The sequence below is a fragment of the Pseudonocardia sp. OZ21 genome, assembly GCF_059359135.1.
The window spans coordinates 316,421-338,086 of sequence record NZ_JCADBN010000004.1; the positions used below are offsets into that span (position 1 = coordinate 316,421).

Sequence of the window (21,666 nt, forward strand, 5' to 3'; positions counted from 1 at the left end):
CCCTCGCGGTGGCGGTCGACGAGACCGGGCTCTCCGGTCTCGTACCGACCCAGCGTGGCCCGGTCGACGTGGGCCGCGTGCCCGTGTCCGACGGGTCCGGGCGACCAGAGTCCGGGGGGGCGGGCGAGCCGGAGGGCTGCTCTCCACAGGAGGAGATGGCCGAGCCCGCGCTGCTGGATGCGCTGGTGGCCGACGCCGTCGCCGGGGAACCGCGGGCACGCGACCGGCTGCTCGGCGCGATCCATCCGCTCGTGCTGCGGTACTGCCGCGGACGTCTCGGCCGTCAGGAGACGGTCATCGGGTCGGCCGACGACATCGCGCAGGAGGTGTGTCTGGCCGTCGTCAACGCGCTTCCCGGCTACACGATCCGGGGCCTGTCGTTCCGGGCGTTCGTGTACGGCATCGCGGCCCACAAGGTGACCGACGCGTTCCGCGCCATCAGTCGCAACCGCGCGGAGCCGATGGCGGATCTGCCCGACAGCCCGGTCGTGTACGACGGTCCGGAGCACCACCTGCTCGCGAGCGAGCTCACCGAGCGGCTCGGCAGCCTGCTGTGCCATCTCACCCCGCGGCAGCGCGAGGTGCTGGTGCTGCGGATCGCGGTCGGGATGAGTGCCGAGGAGACGGCGCAGGCCGTCGGTTCGACACCCGGCGCCGTCCGCGTCACGCAGCATCGCGCGCTCAACCGGCTGCGCCGGATCCTCGCCGGTCTGTTCGTCGAGGAGGTGGACGAACCGGACGAGCGGTGACCGCCTGACGTACAGCCCTCCGGATCCCGGCGAACCGCCGGGGAGTAGCCTGTCGGCGATCAACTTCCGGTCGGGTGGGTATGGAGGAGGCGTCGTCGTGTCGGCTGGCCAGATCGCTGCACTGATCGCCGCCGGGGCCTTCGTGGTGCTCGTGCTGCTGCTGGCCGTGCCGCTCCTGAAGCTGTCCCGCACGCTCGACGAGGCCACCATCGCGATCCGCAAGGCCCACGAGGGCAGTGCGCCGCTGCTGGACAACGCGCAGACCACCCTGCACCAGGTCAACACGCAGTTGGAGCGGGTCGACGGCATCACGTCGAGCGCCCGCGCGGTCACGAGCAACGTCTCCGTGCTCACGTCGCTGTTCACCGCCACCCTGGGTGGCCCGCTCGTGCGGGCCGCCGCGTTCTCCTACGGCCTGAACAAGGCCGTCAAGGCGCGGCGGGCGGGGCGTGATGCCGGTGCCCACTCGATGCGCACCCGCCCCGGACGGCGGAAGGGCCGGCGGTGAGAAGGCTGTTCTGGCTGGGGCTCGGGCTCGCCGCCGGGGCGTACGCCACCCGGCGGGCCACCGCCGCGGCGCACAGCCTCACCCCGGCCGGGGTCGGGGCCAACATCGCCGACGGTCTGCGCGAGGTGGGAGCGGGCCTCGGTGCCTTCGGTGCCGAGGTGCGTGCGGGTATGATCGACCGGGAGCGCGAGCTCACCGCGCTCGTCGAGCGTCGTACGGGAAGTGGGCTGCCGAGCCTCGGCGATGCGTTCGCCGACCCGGAGCCCGTCGTGCGTCAGCGCGCGCGAGCGCGCGGGGCAGGGGAGTAGCGGCGCAGCGGCGTCCTCCCCTGCCGAACCGCACCCTCGCCCGTGGGGGAGACTTGTCGTAGGCCTTCCTCGTCGCACACCACCCAGAAAGCACCGCCGTGCAGACCCACGAGATCACTCGTCGCTTCACCGACCACTTCACCGCGGCCGGACACATGTTGGTGCCCAGCGCGTCGTTGATCCTCGACGACCCGAACCTGCTGTTCGTCAACGCGGGCATGGTGCAGTTCAAGCCGTACTTCCTCGGCGACGTGCCGCCGCCCTACGCGCGCGCCACCTCCATCCAGAAGTGCGTGCGCACCGGCGACATCGACGAGGTCGGCCGCACCACCCGGCACAACACGTTCTTCCAGATGGCCGGCAACTTCTCGTTCGGCGACTACTTCAAGGCCGGCGCGATCGAGCACGCCTGGACACTGATCACGAGCAGCCAGGACGCCGGGGGCTACGGCTTCGACCCCGACCGCATCTGGGTCACGGTCTTCCGCGACGACGACGAGGCCATCGACCTCTGGCGCAAGATCGCCGGGCTGCCGCTGGAGCGCATCCAGCGCCGCGGTGGCAAGGACAACTACTGGGACATGGGCGTGCCCGGTCCGGGCGGTCCCTCCTCCGAGATCTACTACGACCGGGGGCCGGAGCACGGTCGCGAGGGCGGCCCCGAGGCCGACGAGGACCGGTACCTGGAGATCTGGAACCTCGTCTTCATGCAGGACGTGCGGGGTGAGCTGAGCCCGAAGGACGACCACCCGCCCATCGGCTCGCTGCCGAAGAAGAACATCGACACGGGCATGGGTGTGGAGCGGGTCGCGTACCTGCTCCAGGGCGTCGACAACGTCTACGAGACCGACCTCGTGCGTCCCGTGATCGCTCGGGCCGAGGAGTTCTCCGGCCGCCGCTACGGCGCCGACAACGCCGACGACGTCCGGTTCCGGGTGATCGCCGACCACGCCCGGTCCGGCGTCATGATCATCGGTGACGGCGTCACGCCGTCCAACGAGGGCCGCGGGTACGTGCTGCGGCGCCTGCTGCGGCGCATCGTGCGCTCGTCGCGGCTGCTGGGGGTGAACGAGCCGGTGCTCCGGTCGTTCGCCGAGGTCGTGCGCGACGAGATGGCGCCGACCTACCCGGAGCTCGTCAGCGGCTTCGAGCGGATCTCCGCGGTCGTCGAGGCCGAGGAGGAGGCGTTCCTCTCCACGCTCAGCGCGGGCTCGCGCATCTTCGACACCGCCGTGGCGGAGACGAAGCGCGGCGGCAGCCTCGTGCTGCCGGGGGACCGGGCGTTCCAGCTGCACGACACCTACGGCTTCCCGATCGACCTCACCCTCGAGATGGCGTCGGAGGCGGGTCTCGAGGTCGACCAGGACCGCTTCGCCGCGCTGATGAACGAGCAGCGCTCCCGCGCGAAGGCCGACGCCGCCACCCGCAAGGTCGGTCACGGCGACGGTTCGATCTACCGCACCGTGCTCGACACCCACGGCGTCACCGAGTTCCTCGGCTACAGCGACCTCTCCGCCGAGGCCACGGTCGTCGGCCTGCTCGTCGACGGGGTCCCGGTGCCTGCCGCGCGGGAGGGCGAGCACGTGGAGGTCGTGCTCGACCGCACCCCGTTCTACGCCGAGGCGGGCGGCCAACAGGCCGACACCGGCGAGCTGCGCGGCGCGTCGTTCACCGTCCGCGTCGACGACGTGCAGTCGCCGGTCGCCGGGCTGCGGGTGCACCGCGGCGTCGTCGTCGCCGGTGAGGTGTCGCTCGACGCCGCCGTCGTGGCCGAGGTCGACAGGTCACGCCGCGCGTCGGTGTCGCGGGCCCACACCGCCACCCACCTCGTGCACGCGGGCGTCCGTGGCGCGCTGGGCACCGCCGCCGCGCAGGCCGGCTCGCTCAACGCCCCGGGCAGGCTGCGGTTCGACTTCACCTCGCCCACCGGAGCGGTCGCGCCCGCCGCGCTCGCCGAGATCGAGGACGAGGTCAACACGGTTCTGCAGCAGAACCGCGAGGTCGAGGCCTACGAGACCACGATGGACGACGCCAAGAAGCTCGGCGCGATGATGCTGTTCGGCGAGAAGTACGGCGACCGGGTCCGGGTGGTCGACATGGGCGACTACTCCCGCGAGCTGTGCGGTGGCACCCACGTCGGGCGCACCGGCGAGATCGGCATGATCAAGGTGCTGTCGGAGGCCTCGATCGGTTCCGGCGTGCGTCGCGTGGACGCGCTGGTCGGGCTCGACGCCTTCCGTCACCTCTCGAAGGAGCACCTGCTCGTCTCCACGCTGGCCGACCAGCTGAAGTCGCGTCCGGAGGACCTCCCGGAGCGGATCAACGGGCTGGTCGAACGGCTGCGCACGGCCGAGCGAGACCTCGAGAAGGTCCGTGCCGACGCTGTGCTGGCCTCGGCCGGGGCTCTCGCCGCGGGCGCCGAGGACGTCGACGGGGTCGCGCTCGTGGCGGTGGCCGCGCCCGACGGGGTGGCGGGCAACGACCTGCGTGCCCTCGCCTCCGACGTCCGCGGCAGGCTCGGGTCGCGGCCCGGCGTGGTGGCGCTCTTCTCCGGCGACGGTGACAAGGTCTCCTTCGTGGTGGCCACCACGGCCGCCGCCAGAGACCGCGGACTGGCCGCGGGCAAGCTCATCCCCGCGTTCGCCGCGGCCGTCGGAGGCCGGGGCGGCGGCAAGCCGGACCTGGCCCAGGGCGGTGGCACCAACCCCGCGGGCATCCCGGACGCCGTCGCGGCGCTGCGTTCGGCCCTGCGCCGGTGACCATGCCGGTGACGGGGCCGGGATCGATGTGAGAGGGCGCCGCCTCGGTATCGACGTCGGTGCCGTTCGCGTGGGCGTCGCCCTCTCCGATCCCGACGGTGTGCTCGCCACCCCGCTGCTCACCGTCCCGCGGGACACCGACCACGGCACCGACCTGCGGACGATCGCCGACCTGGCCGCCGAGCACGGCGTGGTCGGCATCGTCGTCGGGCTGCCGCGCACGCTGGCCGGGCGGGAGGGTGCTGCCGCCGAGGCGGCGCGCGAGTTCGCCGTCGGGCTCGAGGGCGTCGTGGACGTCCCCGTCGAGCTCTCCGACGAGCGGCTCACCACCGTTGTCGCCACCCGACAGCTGCGCGAGCGCGGTGTGAAGGGACGTAAGCAGCGCGCAGTCATCGATCAGGCCGCCGCGGTCGCGATCCTGCAAGGCTGGTTGGACGCCGCGCGGCGGCGCTGACCCCGCCCCGCCCCGGCTCTGACCCGGCGATGCAGGGTCACCAGCACGCTCGTTACTGTCGAGCATTGTGAACCCGGACGGATGGGACCAGCGAGGGCCGCACCACCAGGATGGTGGGGCGGACGGTTCGCAGGGCACCGGACAGGTCGGGGTGTACCCCTCCCGCCAGGAGCAGCTCGCGTCCCGGCGTGCCGGCCAGCGCTCCCGCACGCAGAAGCGGCGCCGCCGCAACCTCGTGGTGGTGCTCGCCGCGCTCCTGCTGCTCGGTGCCGTCGCCGGCGGCGGGTACTACGTGGTCTCGTCGTTGTTCTCCACGCCCGACTTCGAGGGCAGTGGCACCGGTGACGTCATCGTGCAGGTGCACGACGGCGACTCGACCACCCAGATCGGCGGCACGCTGGCCCAGCGCGGGGTCGTGGCGGGTGTCCAGGCGTTCACCGAGGCCGCGGCGCAGGACGGCCGCATCCGGTCGGTACAGCCCGGCTACTACCAGATGCGGTCGCGGATGTCCGGGGAGTCGGCGGTGGAGCTGCTCCTGGACCCGTCGGCGCGGGTCGGGCAGCTGGAGATCCGCGGTGGTGTCCAGCTCGACGACACCAGCGCACCCGACGGCACGGTGGCGCCCGGCGTGCTCAGCCTGATCTCGAAGGCCACGTGCTTCACGCAGAACGGCGCCCAGCAGTGCGTCTCGGTCGACGCGCTGCGGGCCGCGATGACCGGCACCGACCCGGCCGCGCTCGGCGTGCCGGCGTGGGCGCTGGAGGAGGTGGCCAAGGCCGAACCGGCCCGCCGGCTCGAAGGCCTGCTGATGCCGGGCCGCTACAACGTGGAGCCCGGCACGTCGGCCGTCGACGTGCTGCGCGGTCTGCTCACCACGTCGGACGCGCGGCTCGAGGCGTCCGGGCTCGTGGCCGGCGCCCAGAGCATCGGGTCCACCCCGTACACCGTGCTGACGATCGCCTCGCTGGTGGAGAAGGAGGCCATCACCCCGGACATGCCGAAGGTAGCCAGGGTGATCTACAACCGGCTCGGCGCCGGTCAGCGGCTCGAGCTCGACTCGATGGTCAACTACCCGCTCGACCTGCAGGCCCTGCGCACCACCGCGGCCGACCGGGCGCGCCCCGGACCGTACAACAGCTACGTGGTGGCCGGCCTGCCGCCCACCCCGATCTCGGCCCCGGGGATCGACGCGATCAAGGCGGCGCTCACCCCCGCTCCCGGTCCCTGGTTCTTCTTCGTCCGGTGCCAGACCAACGGGTCCTCGTGCTTCGCCGCCACCTTCCCCGAGCACTCCGCCAACGTCGCGGAGGCCCGCAAGAACGGCGCCTTCTGACCCTGTTCCGGGCCCGTCCCGGAGCGGGCCGCGATCAGCCGGGCGGGCGGCCGAAGAAGCCCGGCGGGGGCTCCGGCGACGGGGTGGCGGCGCGATCCGACGGCGCGGCCGCGTCGCCGGCGAACCGGCGGACGTCCTCGCCCGCCAGCACGCGGGCCGGGAACGGGTCGGACGCGGCGCGACGCACCAGCCCGTGCACCGGGAGGTCCTCCGCGCTGCCCAGGAGCACGAGGTTGCCGAACCGCCGCCCGTGCAGCAGGTCGGGCGCGGCGAGCACCGCCACGTCCGCGAACCGGGACAGCGCAGCGGCCACCTGCGTCCGCGCGAAGCGCAGGTCGCCGCCGTCGGCGACGTTGGCCGCGTACACCCCGCCGGGCGTGAGCGCCGCCGCCGCCGAGTCGAGGAACTGCGTGGACGTCAGGTGCGCCGGGGTGCGGGCCCCGGCGAACACGTCGAGCACGAGCAGGTCGACCGAACCCGGCGTCGCCCGCGCGAGAGCGGCACGCGCGTCGCCGACGATCACGTCGATGCCGAGCCCGTCGGCGGGCAGGCGCGAGCGGACGAGGTCGACCAGCGCGGCGTCGAGCTCGACGACATGCTGGACCGACCGGGGCCGCGTGGTGGCGACGTAGCGCGCCAGCGTCCACGCCCCGCCTCCGAGGTGCAACACCCGCAGCGGAGCGCCCTGCGGCGCCAGCAGGTCGACGACGTGGCCGAAGCGGCGCACGTACTCGAACTCCAGGTGGGTCGGGTCGTCGAGATCGACGTGGGACTGCGCCGTGCCGCCCAGGAGCAGCGTCCAGCCCTGGGGCCGGTCGGGGTCACCCAGCAGCTCGGCGTGCCCGTGGTCCACCTCGGCGTGGACGACCGCGCGCGCCACCCGCTCCTCCGGCTCCGTCGGTCCGTGCACCCCCCGATCCTGCTCCATCGAGCACGTCATCCCCCGGGGCGGGCCCACCCGTAGGCGTGGTCGAGCGCCAAGGTGAGCACCAACCGGCGTTCGGCGACCATCGCCGCGCGGTACTCGTCCCAGTCGGGGTGCTCGCCGCGCAGGTCGCGGTAGTAGCCCACCAGCGCCTCCACCGTGTCGTCGTGCGGGTCGGCGGCCTCGGCAGACAGCTCGGCCGTGCCCTCGCCGACGACGTAGGCGCCGTAGTCGGCCCGGGTGACGTGGTAGCTGGCGCGGGGGTCACGGCGCAGGTTGCGGGTCTTCGCGCGGTCGCCGGTGAGGGAGATGCGCACCGTGGTGGTGGCGGGGTCGAAGGCATGGGTGACGACCGACGACTGCGGCCTGCCGTCGCGCTTCAGGGTGATCAGGATGCCGTTGTGCTGCTGGGCGAACAGCTCGACAAGCGCGGGGTCGATGCCGCTGCTCGTGGCCATGTCTGCTCCTCGTGTCGGGGACGGGGATACCACTCAACGCCAACGCGCGGAGATCCGCAGCCATGCCACCCGGCCGGTTGTCCACCTCACGGCCCGGCCATCCACAGCTGCGCCCGGCCACTGGCGGGCCGGACCCGCGCTGTCGAGGATCGACCCCGTGAACGATCGGGAGCGGCGCCGCAGCGCCATGGTCGGGCCGGTGGTGGCCGGGCCGGTGGTGGGCGTGTCGGCTGGGCTCCTGGCGGCAGGGTTCGTCGCGGCAGCGGCCGGCGCGGGGGCATCGCCTGCCGTGGTTGCTGCGGTGCTGTGCGCGGGTGCCGTGGGGTGTGCTGCGGGCACGGTGGCACGGGTGCTGCTGGGAAGGCTGCGCCGGGGCGCCCGGATCCGGCCGCCGTGGTGCGAGCTCGCGGTGGGGGTGCTGTGGGCCGCCACCGCCGCCGGGTGGTCCGCCGGTGCCCTCCCGGCGGCGTGGCTGCCGGTGCTGCTCGGGCTCGGCTGGTTCGGCGTGGCCGCCGGGGCGGTCGACGTGGTGCACCGCAGGCTCCCCGACGCGCTCACCCTGCCGGCGCTGCCTGCCGCGCTGCTGCTCCTGCTGCCCGTCGGCGGCCCCGCCGCCCTGCACGCCGCGGCCGGTGCCGTGGTCGCCGCTGGCGCCCACGCCGCCGTCCATCTCCTCGCCGGGGGCGCGATGGGTGCGGGCGACGTGAAGCTCGCCGCGCCGCTCGGTGCGGTGCTGGCGGCCGCCGGGTGGCCGGCGCTCGTCCTCGCGGCGCTGCTGGCCGCGGTCCTCACCGCGGCGCTCGGGGCCGGCGCCCTCGCCACGGGGAGGGCACGGCGGGGAGCGGCCGTGCCGCACGGGCCGTCCATGCTGGTGTCCACCTGGTTGGTGGCCTCGTGGCTGGCTGCGGCGGGTGCGGTACCCACCCATGCGGGAGCGGGGTGACAGAATTGAGGGCGTGCTGCGCTGGATCACTGCCGGGGAATCCCACGGTCCCGCGCTGGTTGCTGTGCTCGAGGGCATGGTCGCCGGTGTCGAGGTCACCACCAAGGAGCTGGCCGCCGAGCTGGCCCGCCGCCGGCTGGGCCACGGCCGTGGCGCGCGGATGGCGTTCGAGGCCGACGTGCTCGAGGTCATCGGCGGGGTGCGCCACGGCGTCACCCAGGGCGGTCCCGTCGCGGTGCGGATCGGCAACAGCGAGTGGCCCAAGTGGGAGACGGTCATGGCCGCCGACCCCGTCGACCCCGAACTGATCGCGGGACGGGCCCGCAACGCGCCACTCACCCGGCCCCGGCCGGGTCACGCCGACCTCGCGGGCATGACGAAGTTCGGCTTCGACGACGCACGCCCGGTGCTCGAACGCGCGAGTGCCCGGGAGACGGCGTCGCGGGTCGTGCTGGGCACCGTGGCCAAGGCGTTCCTCCAGCAGGCGTTCGACGTCGCGATCGTGTCCCACGTGGTCGCGCTCGGGTCCGTGGAGGCCTCCGACGACGAGCAGCCCGGCCCGGCTGATCTGGAGCGGGTGGACGCCAGCCCTGTCCGGGCGTACTCCGAGGCCGCCACCGCGGCCATGGTGGAGGAGGTCGACGCCGCGCAGCGCGACGGCGACACCCTCGGCGGTGTGGTCGAGGTGATCGCGTACGGGCTGCCCGTCGGGCTGGGCTCGTACGTGCAGTCCGACCGCAGGCTGGACGCGCGCCTCGCCGGTGCACTGATGGGGATCCAGGCGATGAAGGGCGTCGAGATCGGCGACGGTTTCCGCACCGCCCGCCGCCGGGGCAGCATGGCCCACGACGAGATGATCCCCGGCGATCCGGTGAAGCGGCTGTCCAACCGGGCCGGTGGGATCGAGGGCGGCATGACCAACGGCGAGCCCGTGCGGGTGCGGGCGGCGATGAAGCCGATCTCCACCGTCCCCCGTGCCCTGCAGACCGTGGACGTCGCCACCGGGGAGGCCGCCCAGGCCATCCACCAGCGCTCCGACGTGTGCGCGGTGCCTGCGGCGGGTGTGGTGGCCGAGGCGATGGTCGCGCTGGTGCTGGCCGATGCCGCGCTGGAGAAGTTCGGTGGCGACTCCCTGGCCGAGACCCGCCGTAACTTCCGCGCCTACCAGGACTCCACGCAGCACTGACCAGGGCGGCGCGCCCGGGGTGGGGTCCTTGCCCCGGGCTCAGCCCTCGCGGAAGCGAGGGCGCCTGCGCATCCGGCCGCGCCGGGTGGCGGAGTGGAAGGCCGCGGCGGCGTCGGGGCCACCTGTGGGCACGGTGGCGTCCGGGCTGGTCTCAGCAGGCTTGTCGTTCTGGGTGCTGAACGCGGAGAAGGGGGTGCCGACGTCGCCGCCCCCGGGGTTGCGCAGCTGCGGCTCCAGGTGGGCCTGCCGCCGCCGCCGGGGGAGGGGCAGCTGCTCACGGGCCGGGGGTGGAGGGTCGTCACCGGTGCGCAGCGTGGGGGGCTTCTCGCGGTCCTGACGATGCGGCTGGCGGCGGTCCACCGGTCGCCATGCCCCGCCGGGGGGTGTGCCCCGACCGCCCTGCCCGCCCCCGCCGTCGTCCATTCCAGCTCCCCGATCCCACAGATCCACGTGCACCACGACACGGCTCGGCAGTGCCGCAGAGATCACAGGTATGCGCCGCCGTGATCGCAGGGTAACTGGCCGCCTTGACACCCGGCCAAGGGCCTCCGGCATCATCCGCGGAGGTCAGTAGTGCGGCGGCCGGAAGCGTCCACCGGCGCTCGACTCACCCCACCGACGTTCCTGGCCGCCGCACTACGCTGGGGCGGGTGAGCCTCGAGAGACGTCCCGCGATGGTCATCGTCGGCCCGCCGGGGGCTGGCAAGACCACGGTCGGCCGGGTACTCGCGCGCCGGCTCGGGGTCGAGTTCACCGACGTCGACGCGCTGCTCGTCGAGCGGGCCGGGAAGCCCATCGCCGACATCTTCCTGCAGGACGGGGAGGACGTCTTCCGCGCGCTGGAACGCCAGGTGGTCGCCGAGGCGCTGGTCGGCACCGACGGGGTGCTGGCTCTGGGTGGCGGCTCCGTGCTCGCGCCGGAGACCCGCGAGCGGTTGCGGGGGCACCGCGTCGTCTACCTCACGGTCGGGCTCGCCGACGGCCTGCGCCGCACCGGGATGTCCACCGCGCGCCCGCTGCTCGCCGGGGTCAACCCGCGCGCCACGTTCAAGGCCCTGCTCGACGCGCGGGCCCCCCTGTACCGCGAGGTCGCCACGGTGGAGATCGAGACCGACCGGCGCAGCGCCAACCAGGTGGCGCGGGCGGTGCTGGTGGCGGTCGGGGAGCTGCCGGCGTCCGCGCCCGACGAGCCGGTCGACCCTGACGACCCGCTGGACCTGCCCACGCCGCACGAGAGCGCACTGCTCCCGGACCCCGGCCTGCGCTCCTGAGCCCGGGAGGGGCTCCGGTGTCGGGCCTGGCAGGCGCGGGTGCCGGCCGTCAGTAGGGTGGCCGTCGTGAGTGAGATCGTGCGGATCGAGGTGGGGGGCGAGCGGCCCTACCCGGTGCTCGTGGGCCGGGGTGTGCGTGACGAGCTGGCCACCACCGTCACCGGGCTCGGTGCCGCGGCCGCGGTGCTGGTGCACCAGCCCGCGCTGGCCGACGTGGCCGAGCGGGTCCGCGGCGATCTCGCCGCCGCCGGTGTCGACGCCCATCGCGTGGAGATCCCCGACGCCGAGGACGGTAAGGCGCTCGGCGTGGCGGGGTTCTGCTGGGAGGTGTGTGGCCGGATCGGCCTCACCCGCGGCGACGTGGTGGTGTCGCTGGGCGGCGGAGCCGCCACCGATCTCGCCGGCTTCGTGGCAGCCACCTGGATGCGCGGGGTGCGGGTGGTCCACGTGCCCACCACGCTCCTGGCGATGGTGGACGCGGCCGTCGGGGGCAAGACCGGCATCAACACCGCCGCCGGCAAGAACCTGGTGGGTGCGTTCCACGAGCCGTCGGCGGTGCTGGTCGATCTCGCCGTGCTCGACACCCTGCCCGCCGCCGAGCTGGCCGCCGGCAGCGCGGAGATCGTCAAGACCGGGTTCATCGTCGATCCGGTGATCCTGGAGCTGATCGAGGCCGACCCGGTCGCCGCGCTGGACCCCACGGGCTCCGTCCTCCCCGAGCTCGTCCGCCGCTCGATCCGGGTGAAGGCCGACGTGGTGGCGTCCGACCTGCGGGAGTCTCACCTGCGCGAGATCCTCAACTACGGCCACACGCTGGCGCACGCCATCGAACGCCGCGAGGAGTACCGCTGGCGCCACGGCGCCGCCGTCAGCGTCGGGCTGGTGTTCGCCGCGGAGCTCGCCCGCGAGGCGGGCCGTCTCGACGCGGAGACCGCGGCCCGCCACCGCGCGATCCTGCAGTCGATCGGGCTGCCGGTCGCCTACGAGGCGGGGGCGCTCCCGGAGCTGGTGGAGACGATGCGGGGGGACAAGAAGTCCCGCGCCGGGATGTTGCGCTTCGTCGTGCTGGACGGGCTCGCGGCACCCGGCAGGCTGGAGGGCCCGGCGCCGGAGCTGCTGGAGAAGGCGTACGCGGCGGTGTCGGCATGAGCCGCCCCGTGCTGGTGCTCAACGGGCCGAACCTGGGCAGGCTCGGTACCCGGGAACCGGCGGTCTACGGCGCCACGACCTACGCCGACCTCGTGGACCTCTGCGAGCGCACCGGCAAGGAGCTCGGCCTGGCCGTGGAGGTCCGCCAGACCGACCACGAGGGCGAGCTGCTCGGCTGGCTGCACGCTGCCGCGGACGCCGCCACCCCGGTGGTGCTCAACGCCGCGGCGTGGACGCACACCTCGGTGGCGGTGCGCGACGCGTGTTCCCAGCTCACGGCACCGCTGGTGGAGGTGCACATCAGCAACGTGCACGCCCGCGAGGAGTTCCGCCACCACTCCTACATCTCGGCCGTGGCCACCGGCGTGATCGTCGGGCTGGGCGTCGACGGCTACGCGCTCGCGCTGCGGTGGATCGCCCGGCAGGACGGCCCGGCTCAGTAGCCGCGCTGAACCCTCGCCGGAGCCTCCCCGCCCTGCGACTCCCCGCCCTGCGACTCCCCGCCCTGCGACTCCCCGCCCTGCGACTCACCGCACCGGCGCGCCGGGACCCAGCGGGATGCCGAGCCACCACCAGACCAGGAACAGCAGGGTCCACACCACCGTCATGGCGACGGCCAGCGGCAGTGTGTACGACGCGAGCGTCCCGATGCCGGCGCTGCGCCGGTAGCGCTGCAGGAAGCCCAGCGCCATGACGAAGTAGGGGCTCATCGGCGTGATCGCGGTGGATCCCGAGTCGGCGATGCGGAACAGCGCCTGCGTCGTCTCCGGCGGGACCGCCACCAGCATCAACATCGGGACGATCACCGGGGCCGCCACCGCCCACATCGCCGAGCCGCTGGTGACCATGATGTTGACCAGCGTCAGGAGGACGAGGATCAGCAGGAACACGACCACGATGGGCGCGCCGCTGGCCTGCAGCGCCTCGGCCGCCTCCACCGCGATGACGTCGCCGATGTGGCTCCAGTCGAAGTAGGCGAGGAACTGGGCGATCGCGAAGAAAAGGACCAGCACCGGGGCCATCTGCTTGATGCCCTGCAGCATCAGGTTCGGGACGTCGCCGGCTTTGGTGATCGAGCCGGATCGCCGCCCGTACACGATGCCGACCAGGCCGAACAGCAACGCCACCACGGCGGCGATCCCGTCGAGCAGCGGGGAGTCGACGATGCTGCCGCCGTCGCCGCGCAGTGGCGAGGAGACGGGCAGCACCACGAGCGTCAGCACGATGAGCGCGGCCAGCAGGGCGGCCAGCGCCCGGCGCACACCGGAGCGCTCCGCGGCGCTGAGGCTGAGCGAGCCGATGTCCTCCAGGTCGGCGTCGGGGTCGGCGTCGAGGTCGGGACGTTTGCTGAGCACGAACTTCGTCACCAGCGTGATCACCACGGCGAGCACGAGCGACGAGGCGATGTTGAAGAACCAGTTGCTGAGCGGCGAGACGTACGCGTCGGGGTCGACGATCCGGGCCGCCGCAGTGGTGATGCCGGCGAAGATCGCGTCGTTCGGGGTGGGGACGGGGCTCGCGTCGTACCCGGACGCGATGGCGGTGTAGGCCACGACGATGCCGAGGATCGGGGACCGGCCGACGGCGCGGAAGGCGAGGCCGCCGAGCGGCACCAGGATGATGTACGCGGCGGCGGAGGCGACGTGGGCCACCGTGCCGGCGAAGGCGACGGCGAAGACCACCCAGGACGCCGACACCCGCGAGACGCTCATCCGCATCAACGCGGCCAGGAAGCCGCTGCGCTCGGCCACCGCCACGCCCATGATCACCACGACGATGGTGGCCATCGGGGGGAACGACGCGAAGTTGTCGACCATCGTGGAGACGGCCATGGCCAGACCGTCACCGCTCAGCAGGTTCTGGACGGTGACGGTCTCGCCGTCGCTCGGCGACACCACCGACACGCCGATACCGGCAAGCACGGCGCTCGCGACCGCGAGGATCCCGGACAGGATCCAGAACAGCCAGAACGGGTGGGGCAGGGCGTTGCCGACCCGCTCGATCCCGCCCATCGCCCGGATGATCAGCGGCAACCGGGGCTCCGCAGCCGGATCCAGCGCGGCGTCGGGACCGGCGTCGCCGGGGATTCGGGTGGTCATGGTGTCTCCTCGTCGATCACCGTTGACGATGGGCGGGGTCGTGCGAGCGGGCGATCAGCGCCCGGGCAGCCGGAAGCGGCTGACGAACTGCCAGAGCACGTCCTGGGCCTTGATGGTGTGGGTCGTGACGCCACCACCGCTGTAGCTCTCGGCGCCCGGCCAGGTGTGACCACCGCCGGCGATCGCGACCTGGCGGACCTCCGCGCCGCTCTTGCAGCCCGTCCAGGTCGACTCCGTGACGTCCGGCCCGAGGCTGCTCGTGGCGGGCTTGGAGCGGCACCCGTCCCGTGAGGCCCAGCCCGCGGCCCAGTCCATGATCGCCGGGAGCCCGCGCCCGGCGTCGCCGCCGTACGGGATGGTCGCGTCGGCGGTGCCGTGGAACTCGATCACCGGCACCGGACGTGAGGGATGGCAGTCGTCACCGGTCTGGCCGTAGAAGGCGCCCGCCACCGGGGCGATGGCGGTGAACCGGTCGGCCATGCGGCAGGCGAGAAGCCCGGTGAACCCGGCACCGTTGGACTTGCCGGTGGCGTAGACCCGCTGCTGGTCGATGCAGAGCGTCTTCTCGAGCGAGTTCAGGAGGTCCCCGGTGAACGCCACGTCGTCCACCCCGGCTGCGGCGTAGGGCGCGCCCTCCCACGCCTGCCGGTCGCCGTCGCCGGTGCCGACGACACCGTTGGGGTAGGCGACGACGGCCGGGAGCGTCGAGAGCCCGGAGAACGTCTCGGTGCCCGCACCGGTGTTGCCGCGGCCGTGGAACGCGAGGATGAGCGGCCACGAGCGCTTCGCGCTGTAGTCCTTCGGCAGATGGAGCTGGTAGGTCCGGTCCCGCCCACCGCTGTGGATGGTGTGCAGGACGCTGGTACCGGGTTGCTGGTCCGGCGACGACCGGCAGCCGGCGGCGTCCGTGCTCGCCGCCTGGGGTGGTGGCGATGCCGTCGCGGGCGGGGCGAGGGCGCTCCCCACGAGCGCGAGCCCCGCCAGGGCCGCCCCCAGCGTTCCGACGATGCGAGCTGTCGTGCTTCCCATCGGATCCTCCTCGATCTCAGGTGGTCAGCCACTCCTCGACGAAGGCGACGATCCGGCGCACGACGGCGTCGACGATCGCTTCCCCGTCCTCGGACGTGGCCCGCCGCGGATCGCCCAGCACGCCGTTCTCGCTGAGCTGGTCGTAGCGGACGGTCAGGGTGGGATGGCTGCCACGCAGCGCCAGCCCGGCGAGCGGACCGAGGTCGGCGCGGGAGCGTGCGCCCGCGGCGAGCCGGTCCTCGTGCACGAGGTGGGGAGCCATGAAGAGCATCTGAGCGGTCTCGGCCTCACCGCTGTGCCCGTGCACCTCGCCGACCCGCATCCCGGCGATCACCTCGGCGGCGAGCGCTGAGACGGGGGTCCAGGCGAACTGCAGGTCGGGGTGGGTGGTCAGCAGGTCCTGGGCGACGGTGGTGAGGGTGGCGTTGTTGCCGCCGTGCCCCGTGACCACGAGGACCTTGCGCCACCCGTGGCGGTGCAGGTTGTCGGCGTACTCGCGCACCAGCGCGGCGAAGGTCGTGCTGGTGAGCGAGACCGTGCCGGAGAAGCCGAGGTGGTGAGGGGAGACGCCGACGGGAAGGGGTGGCCCGATCACGGCCCGGCCGCGGAGCGCGACGGCCACGCGGTCGACCACCCCCTCGGCCCGGATCTGGTCGGTGGCGAGCGGCATCCCGGGCCCGTGCTGTTCGAAGGCCCCGGCCGGAATGATCACGACGGGGCTGCTGGTCACCGCCTCGGCCGCCTCCACGGTGGTCATCTCGCCCAGCCGCACCGGGTGGCTCATTCGCCGGACCGGGGGAGGTCGGCGGCCGCGACGACGTCCCGGATCGACGTCAGGTGCACGCGCGTGAGCCGCTCGGCCGCCTCCTCGTCGCCGCTGCGGACGGCGTCGAGGATGTGGACGTGCTCGGCGTGGTCGCGCGCCCGGTCGTCGTAGCGGTGCCGGATCTCGATCTGGTCGAGGACCCGGACGTGCAGCAGCGCCTCGACGGTCTCGCGCAGGAGCGCGTTGCCGCTCGCGGTGGCCAGTGCGACGTGGAAGTGGACGGCGGGACGCACGTCGCGGACCGGGGGCTGCAGCGCGTTGGTGACGGCCGCCTCCAGCTGCTCCAGGCCCACCTCCGTCCGTGCGCGTGCGGCGGCCGCGGCGATGGCGGGCTCCAGCACGAGACGGGCCTCGACGAGCTCGAGCACGGACTCGCGGTCGATCCGCGGGCGGTGCGGGTTGGCCAGCAGCCTGCGGTGGATGCCGGGGCCGACGTAGGTGCCCGACCCGTGCCGGAACTGCACGACGCCGGTGGCTTCGAGCCTGCGGAGCGCCTCGCGCAGGGTCGGTGTGGTGACGTCGAGGCGCCGGGCGAGATCACGCGACGACGCGAGGGCGTCACCGGGACCCAGCTGCTCGGCGCGGATGATCTCGACGATGTCGTCGGAGAGTCGCTCGGACAGGGTCCGGTCGGCGCGGGGCATGAAGTGACTAAATCACTAGGTCTTTTCACGGTCAAGACGGTGGGCCGGAGATCGCGCCGGTGCGTCGTACGTCCCGTACGGTGCGGCCATGTTCGAGTCCCGCCGTTCCGCCCTGCGCGGCCTGCTCCGTGCATCGGAGGTCGAGGTCGACGCCCTGCTCGTCACCGACCTCGTCAACATCCGCTACCTCACCGGCTTCACCGGCTCCAACGCGGCGCTGCTCGTGCACGTCGACGGCGACGCGGCCAGCCGGTTCTGCACCGACGGGCGCTACCGGGCGCACGCCGCACAGCAGGTGCCCGAGCTGGAGACCGTGGTGGAGCGCGCCAGCGCCATGGCCCTCGCGGGGTCGGCAGGCGGGTGGCAGGTGGAACGGCTCGGGTTCGAGTCCGACGCGGTCACCGTCGACGCGCACGCGGCCATGGCGGACGCGGCCGACGGCGTCGAGCTGCACCGGCTGCCGGGGCTCGTCCAGCACCTGCGGGTGGTGAAGGACAACGGGGAGATCACCATGTTGCGGGCCGCCTGCGCGGCCGCGGACGCCGCCCTGGCCGACCTGCTGGCCGCCGGCGGGCTGCGGCCGGGCCGCACCGAGCGGGAGGTCGCGCTCGACCTGGAGACCCGGATGCGGGAGCACGGGGCCGCCGGGCCGGCCTTCGAGACGATCGTGGCGGCGGGACCGCACTCGGCGGTGCCGCACCACAGCCCCACCGGCGCCGAACTGCGCGCCGGTGACTTGGTGAAGATGGACTTCGGGGCGCTGGTCGACGGCTACCACTCGGACATGACCCGCACCGTCGTGCTCGGCACCGCCGCGGCGTGGCAGCGGGAGCTGCACGAGCTGGTCTCCGCGGCCCAGGCGGCCGGCCGGGACGCGCTGCGGCCCGGCACGGAGGTCTCCGACGTGGACGGTGCCGCGCGGCGCGTGGTGGAGGAGGCGGGCCGGGGCGCGGAGTTCATGCACGGCCTCGGCCACGGCGTCGGCCTGCAGATCCACGAGGCGCCCGCGCTGGCACGGACCGGAACGGGTGCGCTGGCCGCCGGCATGGTGGTGACCGTCGAGCCGGGCGTCTACCTGGAAGGGCGGGGCGGGGTACGGATCGAGGACACGCTCGTCGTGCGCGACGGCGAGCCCTCCCTCCTCACCCGCACCACCAGGGAACTCGTCGAGCTGTAGAGGTACCCTTGGCGACGGACGACGGCGCCATCAGGTGCCGGTCACTCAGCACACCCCCGGCGCGTGACGGCGGTGCCGCATCGCGGTGCCCTTCAGCCGATCGACGCGGCCCGTAGAGACGCAGGAGAAGCCCGCACGTGGCCACCACGAACGACCTGAAGAACGGCTTGGTGCTCAACATCGACGGCCAGCTGTGGGCGGTCACGGCGTTCCAGCACGTCAAGCCCGGCAAGGGGGGTGCGTTCGTGCGCACCACCCTGAAGAACGTGCTCACCGGAAAGGTCGTCGACCGCACCTTCAACGCCGGCACCAAGGTCGACACCGCCACCGTCGACCGCCGGGACATGACCTTCCTCTACCGCGACGGCGCCGACTTCGTCTTCATGGACGGCGACACGTTCGACCAGATCCCGATCCCCGAGGCCACCGTCGGCGATGCGGCGAACTACCTGCTGGAGAACCAGACGGCGATGGTGGCGCTGCACGAAGGCGTGCCGCTCTACGTCGAGCTGCCCACGTCGGTCGAGCTCGTGATCTCGCACACCGACCCCGGCCTGCAGGGCGACCGGTCCACCGGCGGCACCAAGCCCGCCACCGTGGAGACGGGCGCCGAGATCCAGGTGCCGCTGTTCGTCACCACCGGCGAGAAGGTCAAGGTGGACACCCGCGACGGGCGCTACCTCGGCCGCGTATCCGGCTGATGCAGCGGGCACGGACGAAGGCGCGCAAACGGGCGCTCGACATCCTCTTCGAGTCGGAGGCCCGCGGCGACGACCCGCTCGTGGTGCTCACCCAGCGCCGCGAGACCGACGACGCGCCGCCGGTCTCCGACTACGCCGCGATGCTCGTGGAGGGCGTCGTGCAGCACCGGGACCGCATCGACCAGCTACTGGCCGAGCACGCCGAGGGCTGGACGGTGGCGCGGATGCCCGCCGTCGACCGCACGCTGCTGCGGATCGGGGTGTTCGAGCTGCTCTGGGTGGACGAGATCGACGACCCTGTGGCCATCACGGAGGCCGTGGAGCTGGCGCGCACGCTCTCCACGGACGACAGTCCCCGCTACCTCAACGGGGTACTGGGGCGCATCGCCGACATCGCCGAACACCTGCGCGCCAGCCGCTGACCCCCGTCGCGGCTGCGCGCGAGCCGAACTGGGCGCGAGCCGAACTGGGCGCGAGCCGAACTGGGCGCGAGCCGAACTGGGCGCGAGCCGAACTGGGCGCGAGCCGGGCGGGCCGGGCACCTCGTGCCGCGGCCGGCCCGTGCATCTGCCGTCACCCCGACCGCTCACGGGCGAGTGCCCGCGCGCCGGGGACCGGGGTCGCGCGGGCGGAACTATGCCGTGGGCCGAGCCTCGGGCGGCAGCACACCCCACTCGATGAGCTGGTCGGTGAGCTCGCCCGGTGTCATGTCGTAGATGATCGACAGTGACCGCAGGTCCTCGGCGCGGATCGAGAGCACCTTGCCGTTGTAGTCACCGCGCTGGCTCTGGATGGCGGCCGCGTAACGCGCCAGCGGGCCGACCTTGTCGGCCGGCAGCTGCTGCAACCGCTCCAGATTGATGACGATCTTGGTGGCCGGCTCGGAGCCGGAAGGGACGCGGCCCTCGGGAAGTAGCTCGGCAACGGGAACACCGTAGAAGTCGGCCAGTTCGGCCAGCTTCTGCACGGTGACCGCCCGGTCACCGCGCTCGTAGGAGCCGACGACGACCGCCTTCCAGCGACCGCCCGACTTCTGCTCGACCCCGTGCAGCGACAACCCCTGCTGCTGCCGGATGGCACGGAGCTTGCCACCGAGCGCCTTGGCGTAGTCGCCCATCTGGCGACCTCCTCACTTGCTGGTTCATCGGCCGCGGGACCGAATTCCTGTGGTGCGGGTGCCTTCCGGCGCGCCGTGGCGCGCCGGCTCCCGTCCCGAGGTGGTGCCCCCCGCAACCGCGGCCACCCTGGGAGCAATCAATCAATACGGAGAGTAATCATGCGCTCGCGTGGCCGATCGGTCAAGTTCGCTGGCCCCTCCCGGGGCCGTAGAGCGTGAGGACCACTCGAACGGCTGATCGAGGGTCCCCCGCCAGGCGTTACGCGATGTCCGGCGCGTCGCTGCCTTCTCCCATGGTCACAGTTCACCCTAGGGCTTGCGGCCGGTCCGGGGTGAAGGACGCACTGGCGGATCCCACGCGGTGTGACGCTCATGATGTCCGAGCGCGCTGAGACAGGTACGGCGGGGGCTCGCTGGTAGCGTTCGACCGACCGGATTTCCTTTAAGACCCGTCCGGTGAGGCGGGGAAGGAGCGACTCGTGGCGGACGACCGCCGCGGGGACCCGGCTGGTGCGACACCTCCCCCCCGGGAGTTGCTGAGCGCTGCCGACGTCACCCGCACCATCGCGCGTATCGCGCACCAGATCATCGAGAAGACCGCAGGCGTCGAGGGTGTCGTGCTCATCGGCATCCCCACCCGCGGCACCGTGCTCGCCCACCGGCTGGCCGCCGCGATCGCCGAGTTCGAGGGCAGCGCCCCACCGGTCGGATCCGTCGACCCCACGCTGTACCGCGACGACCTGCGCCGCCGCCCGGCCCGCGCGCTGGAGGACACGGCCGTCCCCGACACCGGCGTGGACGACGCGCTGGTGGTGCTGGTCGACGACGTGCTGATGTCCGGGCGCACCGTGCGGGCCGCGCTCGACGCGCTGTCCGAACACGGTCGTCCGCGCGCGGTGCAACTGGCCGTGCTGGTCGACCGCGGGCACCGCGAGCTGCCCATCCGTGCCGACTACGTGGGGAAGAACGTGCCGACCGCGCGTGACGAACAGATCCTCGTGCTGCTGAGCGAGATCGACGGTAGCGACGGCGTCCGGCTGCGGCGCGCGGGAGCGGACGCATGAAGCACCTGCTCTCGATCTCCGACCTCGACGCGGCAGCGGCCACCGGCCTGCTGGACACCGCCGACCGGCTCAAGCAGGCGTTGCTGGGCCGGGAGGTCCGCAAGCTGCCGACGCTGCGCGGACGCACCGTGATCACGATGTTCTACGAGGACTCCACGCGCACCCGCGTGTCGTTCGAGATCGCCGGCAAGTGGATGAGCGCCGACACGGTCAACGTCAGCGCGAAGGGCTCGTCGGTGTCGAAGGGCGAGTCGCTGCGCGACACGTCGCTCACCCTTTCGGCGATGGGTGCCGACTGCGTGATCGTCCGCCACCCCGCCTCCGGTGCGGCGCACCGGCTCGCCGGCTGGGTCGACCGCGACCGGGAGACCACCGGCACGCACACCTCCGTCGTCAACGCGGGCGACGGCACCCACGAGCACCCCACCCAGGCGCTGCTGGACGCGGCGACCCTGCGCGACCGGCTCGGCGGGATCGCCGGGCGCCGGATCGGGATCGTGGGCGACGTGCTGCACAGCCGCGTCGCCCGCTCCAACGTCCTCCTGCTCGCCACGCTGGGCGCCGACGTGGTGCTCGTGGCGCCGCCCACGCTGCTGCCGGCAGGCGTCGAGGAGTGGCCGTGCCGCGTCGGGGCGGAGCTGGACGCGGAGCTCCCCACCCTGGACGCGGTGATGATGCTGCGCGTGCAGGCCGAGCGGATGCACGGGTCGTTCTTCCCGTCCGCCCGCGAGTACGCCATCGGCTACGGCCTGTCCGCCGACCGGGCCGCGCTGCTGCCCGACCACGCCGTGGTGCTGCACCCCGGCCCCATGGTGCGGGGGATGGAGATCGCGCCGAGCGTGGCCGACAGCCCGTCGGCGGCGATCCTGGCGCAGGTGTCGAACGGGGTGCACGTCCGCATGGCCGTGCTCTACCACCTCCTGGCCGGGGCGCCGGAGTGAGCGCGCGGCGGTGCACGCCCGGGTT

24 protein-coding genes are annotated in these 21,666 nt (G+C 73.2%); 16 read left to right on the forward strand and 8 right to left on the reverse strand.

Going from position 1 to position 21,666, the window contains the following annotated elements; all coding sequences use genetic code 11:
- Nucleotides 1-155: 155 nt before the first annotated feature.
- The 6 genes from shbA (at nt 156) to AC5L35_RS11430 (ending at nt 6,111) form a co-directional block, all read left to right on the forward strand.
- A complete protein-coding gene (shbA, locus tag AC5L35_RS11405) occupies nt 156-749 on the forward strand; it encodes an RNA polymerase sigma factor ShbA (protein ID WP_495059837.1) in 594 nt (197 codons plus the stop codon).
- 97 nt (nt 750-846) lie between these two features.
- Nucleotides 847-1,257, forward strand: coding sequence for a DUF948 domain-containing protein (locus tag AC5L35_RS11410; RefSeq protein WP_169398542.1), 411 nt, complete (start codon nt 847-849; stop codon nt 1,255-1,257).
- Nucleotides 1,254-1,565: a hypothetical protein gene (locus tag AC5L35_RS11415; RefSeq protein WP_495059551.1), complete on the forward strand. Its 312-nt coding sequence runs from the start codon at nt 1,254-1,256 to the stop codon at nt 1,563-1,565. Before AC5L35_RS11410 ends, AC5L35_RS11415 begins: the two co-directional genes overlap by 4 nt.
- A gap of 98 nt (nt 1,566-1,663) precedes the next feature.
- The gene (alaS, locus tag AC5L35_RS11420) at nt 1,664-4,324 is read left to right on the forward strand and encodes an alanine--tRNA ligase (RefSeq protein ID WP_495059552.1); all 2,661 of its coding nucleotides are present in this window, start codon (nt 1,664-1,666) and stop codon (nt 4,322-4,324) included.
- A gap of 28 nt (nt 4,325-4,352) precedes the next feature.
- Nucleotides 4,353-4,778: a Holliday junction resolvase RuvX gene (ruvX, locus tag AC5L35_RS11425; RefSeq protein ID WP_495059553.1), complete on the forward strand. Its 426-nt coding sequence runs from the start codon at nt 4,353-4,355 to the stop codon at nt 4,776-4,778.
- Nucleotides 4,779-4,845: 67 nt separating this feature from the next.
- Complete coding sequence (locus AC5L35_RS11430; RefSeq protein WP_495059554.1) at nt 4,846-6,111, forward strand: endolytic transglycosylase MltG; 1,266 nt, start codon at nt 4,846-4,848, stop codon at nt 6,109-6,111.
- Nucleotides 6,112-6,145: 34 nt separating this feature from the next.
- Here AC5L35_RS11430 and AC5L35_RS11435 read toward each other — a convergent pair whose 3' ends face one another.
- Nucleotides 6,146-7,021 carry a spermidine synthase gene (locus AC5L35_RS11435; protein ID WP_495059555.1) on the reverse strand — a complete coding sequence of 292 codons (876 nt, stop codon included), beginning with the start codon at nt 7,019-7,021 and terminating at the stop codon, nt 6,146-6,148.
- Between the two features lie 26 nt (nt 7,022-7,047).
- Nucleotides 7,048-7,494, reverse strand: coding sequence for a PPOX class F420-dependent oxidoreductase (locus AC5L35_RS11440; protein ID WP_495059556.1), 447 nt, complete (start codon nt 7,492-7,494; stop codon nt 7,048-7,050).
- Nucleotides 7,495-7,651: 157 nt separating this feature from the next.
- Between AC5L35_RS11440 and AC5L35_RS11445 the strand changes: the two genes are divergently transcribed.
- Nucleotides 7,652-8,437, forward strand: a complete 786-nt coding sequence (locus AC5L35_RS11445; RefSeq protein WP_495059557.1) for a prepilin peptidase — start codon at nt 7,652-7,654, stop codon at nt 8,435-8,437.
- A 13-nt stretch (nt 8,438-8,450) separates the two neighbouring features.
- A complete protein-coding gene (gene aroC / locus AC5L35_RS11450) occupies nt 8,451-9,623 on the forward strand; it encodes a chorismate synthase (protein ID WP_495059558.1) in 1,173 nt (390 codons plus the stop codon).
- 39 nt (nt 9,624-9,662) lie between these two features.
- Here the strand turns inward: aroC and AC5L35_RS11455 are convergent, their stop codons facing one another.
- Nucleotides 9,663-10,046 carry a hypothetical protein gene (locus tag AC5L35_RS11455; protein ID WP_495059559.1) on the reverse strand — a complete coding sequence of 128 codons (384 nt, stop codon included), beginning with the start codon at nt 10,044-10,046 and terminating at the stop codon, nt 9,663-9,665.
- Between the two features lie 227 nt (nt 10,047-10,273).
- Between AC5L35_RS11455 and AC5L35_RS11460 the strand changes: the two genes are divergently transcribed.
- The 3 genes from AC5L35_RS11460 (at nt 10,274) to aroQ (ending at nt 12,486) form a co-directional block, all read left to right on the forward strand.
- Nucleotides 10,274-10,894, forward strand: a complete 621-nt coding sequence (locus tag AC5L35_RS11460) for a shikimate kinase (protein WP_495059560.1) — start codon at nt 10,274-10,276, stop codon at nt 10,892-10,894.
- 66 nt (nt 10,895-10,960) lie between these two features.
- A complete protein-coding gene (aroB, locus tag AC5L35_RS11465) occupies nt 10,961-12,043 on the forward strand; it encodes a 3-dehydroquinate synthase (protein ID WP_495059561.1) in 1,083 nt (360 codons plus the stop codon).
- A complete protein-coding gene (aroQ, locus tag AC5L35_RS11470; protein WP_495059562.1) occupies nt 12,040-12,486 on the forward strand; it encodes a type II 3-dehydroquinate dehydratase in 447 nt (148 codons plus the stop codon). Before aroB ends, aroQ begins: the two co-directional genes overlap by 4 nt.
- Nucleotides 12,487-12,570: 84 nt before the next feature.
- Here aroQ and AC5L35_RS11475 read toward each other — a convergent pair whose 3' ends face one another.
- From AC5L35_RS11475 to AC5L35_RS11490, 4 genes are all read right to left on the reverse strand, one after another.
- Nucleotides 12,571-14,055 carry an AbgT family transporter gene (locus AC5L35_RS11475; RefSeq protein WP_495059838.1) on the reverse strand — a complete coding sequence of 495 codons (1,485 nt, stop codon included), beginning with the start codon at nt 14,053-14,055 and terminating at the stop codon, nt 12,571-12,573.
- A gap of 141 nt (nt 14,056-14,196) precedes the next feature.
- The gene (locus AC5L35_RS11480) at nt 14,197-15,171 is read right to left on the reverse strand and encodes a CE1 family esterase (RefSeq protein ID WP_495059563.1); all 975 of its coding nucleotides are present in this window, start codon (nt 15,169-15,171) and stop codon (nt 14,197-14,199) included.
- Nucleotides 15,172-15,187: 16 nt separating this feature from the next.
- A complete protein-coding gene (locus AC5L35_RS11485; protein ID WP_495059564.1) occupies nt 15,188-15,955 on the reverse strand; it encodes a creatininase family protein in 768 nt (255 codons plus the stop codon).
- Nucleotides 15,952-16,641 (reverse strand): FadR/GntR family transcriptional regulator, encoded by a 690-nt coding sequence (locus AC5L35_RS11490; RefSeq protein WP_495059565.1) that lies wholly within the window; start codon nt 16,639-16,641, stop codon nt 15,952-15,954. Before AC5L35_RS11490 ends, AC5L35_RS11485 begins: the two co-directional genes overlap by 4 nt.
- Nucleotides 16,642-16,729: 88 nt before the next feature.
- Between AC5L35_RS11490 and AC5L35_RS11495 the strand changes: the two genes are divergently transcribed.
- The 3 genes from AC5L35_RS11495 (at nt 16,730) to nusB (ending at nt 18,941) form a co-directional block, all read left to right on the forward strand.
- Entirely contained in the window at nt 16,730-17,818 is a 1,089-nt protein-coding gene (locus tag AC5L35_RS11495) for a M24 family metallopeptidase (RefSeq protein ID WP_495059566.1), read from the forward strand.
- A 137-nt stretch (nt 17,819-17,955) separates the two neighbouring features.
- Nucleotides 17,956-18,519: an elongation factor P gene (gene efp / locus AC5L35_RS11500; protein ID WP_495059567.1), complete on the forward strand. Its 564-nt coding sequence runs from the start codon at nt 17,956-17,958 to the stop codon at nt 18,517-18,519.
- Entirely contained in the window at nt 18,519-18,941 is a 423-nt protein-coding gene (nusB, locus tag AC5L35_RS11505) for a transcription antitermination factor NusB (protein ID WP_495059568.1), read from the forward strand. Before efp ends, nusB begins: the two co-directional genes overlap by 1 nt.
- 212 nt (nt 18,942-19,153) lie before the next feature.
- Here the strand turns inward: nusB and bldD are convergent, their stop codons facing one another.
- Nucleotides 19,154-19,636, reverse strand: coding sequence for a transcriptional regulator BldD (bldD, locus tag AC5L35_RS11510; protein WP_169397551.1), 483 nt, complete (start codon nt 19,634-19,636; stop codon nt 19,154-19,156).
- A gap of 479 nt (nt 19,637-20,115) precedes the next feature.
- Between bldD and pyrR the strand changes: the two genes are divergently transcribed.
- On the forward strand, nt 20,116-20,700 hold the full coding sequence (gene pyrR / locus AC5L35_RS11515; protein ID WP_495059569.1) for a bifunctional pyr operon transcriptional regulator/uracil phosphoribosyltransferase PyrR: 585 nt from the start codon (nt 20,116-20,118) through the stop codon (nt 20,698-20,700).
- Nucleotides 20,697-21,641 (forward strand): aspartate carbamoyltransferase catalytic subunit, encoded by a 945-nt coding sequence (locus AC5L35_RS11520; protein WP_495059570.1) that lies wholly within the window; start codon nt 20,697-20,699, stop codon nt 21,639-21,641. Before pyrR ends, AC5L35_RS11520 begins: the two co-directional genes overlap by 4 nt.
- The last annotated feature ends 25 nt before the right edge of the window (nt 21,642-21,666 follow it).

Coding starts and splice junctions, on each gene's coding strand:
- AC5L35_RS11475 (WP_495059838.1), bottom strand. CDS start 14,055: ATGGGCGGGATCGAGCGGGTCGGCAACGCCCTGCCCCACCCGTTCTGG.
- AC5L35_RS11480 (WP_495059563.1), bottom strand. CDS start 15,171: ATGGGAAGCACGACAGCTCGCATCGTCGGAACGCTGGGGGCGGCCCTG.
- aroQ (WP_495059562.1), top strand. CDS start 12,040: ATGAGCCGCCCCGTGCTGGTGCTCAACGGGCCGAACCTGGGCAGGCTC.
- bldD (WP_169397551.1), bottom strand. CDS start 19,636: ATGGGCGACTACGCCAAGGCGCTCGGTGGCAAGCTCCGTGCCATCCGG.
- AC5L35_RS11520 (WP_495059570.1), top strand. CDS start 20,697: ATGAAGCACCTGCTCTCGATCTCCGACCTCGACGCGGCAGCGGCCACC.
- AC5L35_RS11490 (WP_495059565.1), bottom strand. CDS start 16,641: ATGCCCCGCGCCGACCGGACCCTGTCCGAGCGACTCTCCGACGACATC.
- AC5L35_RS11440 (WP_495059556.1), bottom strand. CDS start 7,494: ATGGCCACGAGCAGCGGCATCGACCCCGCGCTTGTCGAGCTGTTCGCC.
- shbA (WP_495059837.1), top strand. CDS start 156: ATGGCCGAGCCCGCGCTGCTGGATGCGCTGGTGGCCGACGCCGTCGCC.
- AC5L35_RS11495 (WP_495059566.1), top strand. CDS start 16,730: ATGTTCGAGTCCCGCCGTTCCGCCCTGCGCGGCCTGCTCCGTGCATCG.
- nusB (WP_495059568.1), top strand. CDS start 18,519: ATGCAGCGGGCACGGACGAAGGCGCGCAAACGGGCGCTCGACATCCTC.
- AC5L35_RS11455 (WP_495059559.1), bottom strand. CDS start 10,046: ATGGACGACGGCGGGGGCGGGCAGGGCGGTCGGGGCACACCCCCCGGC.
- AC5L35_RS11485 (WP_495059564.1), bottom strand. CDS start 15,955: ATGAGCCACCCGGTGCGGCTGGGCGAGATGACCACCGTGGAGGCGGCC.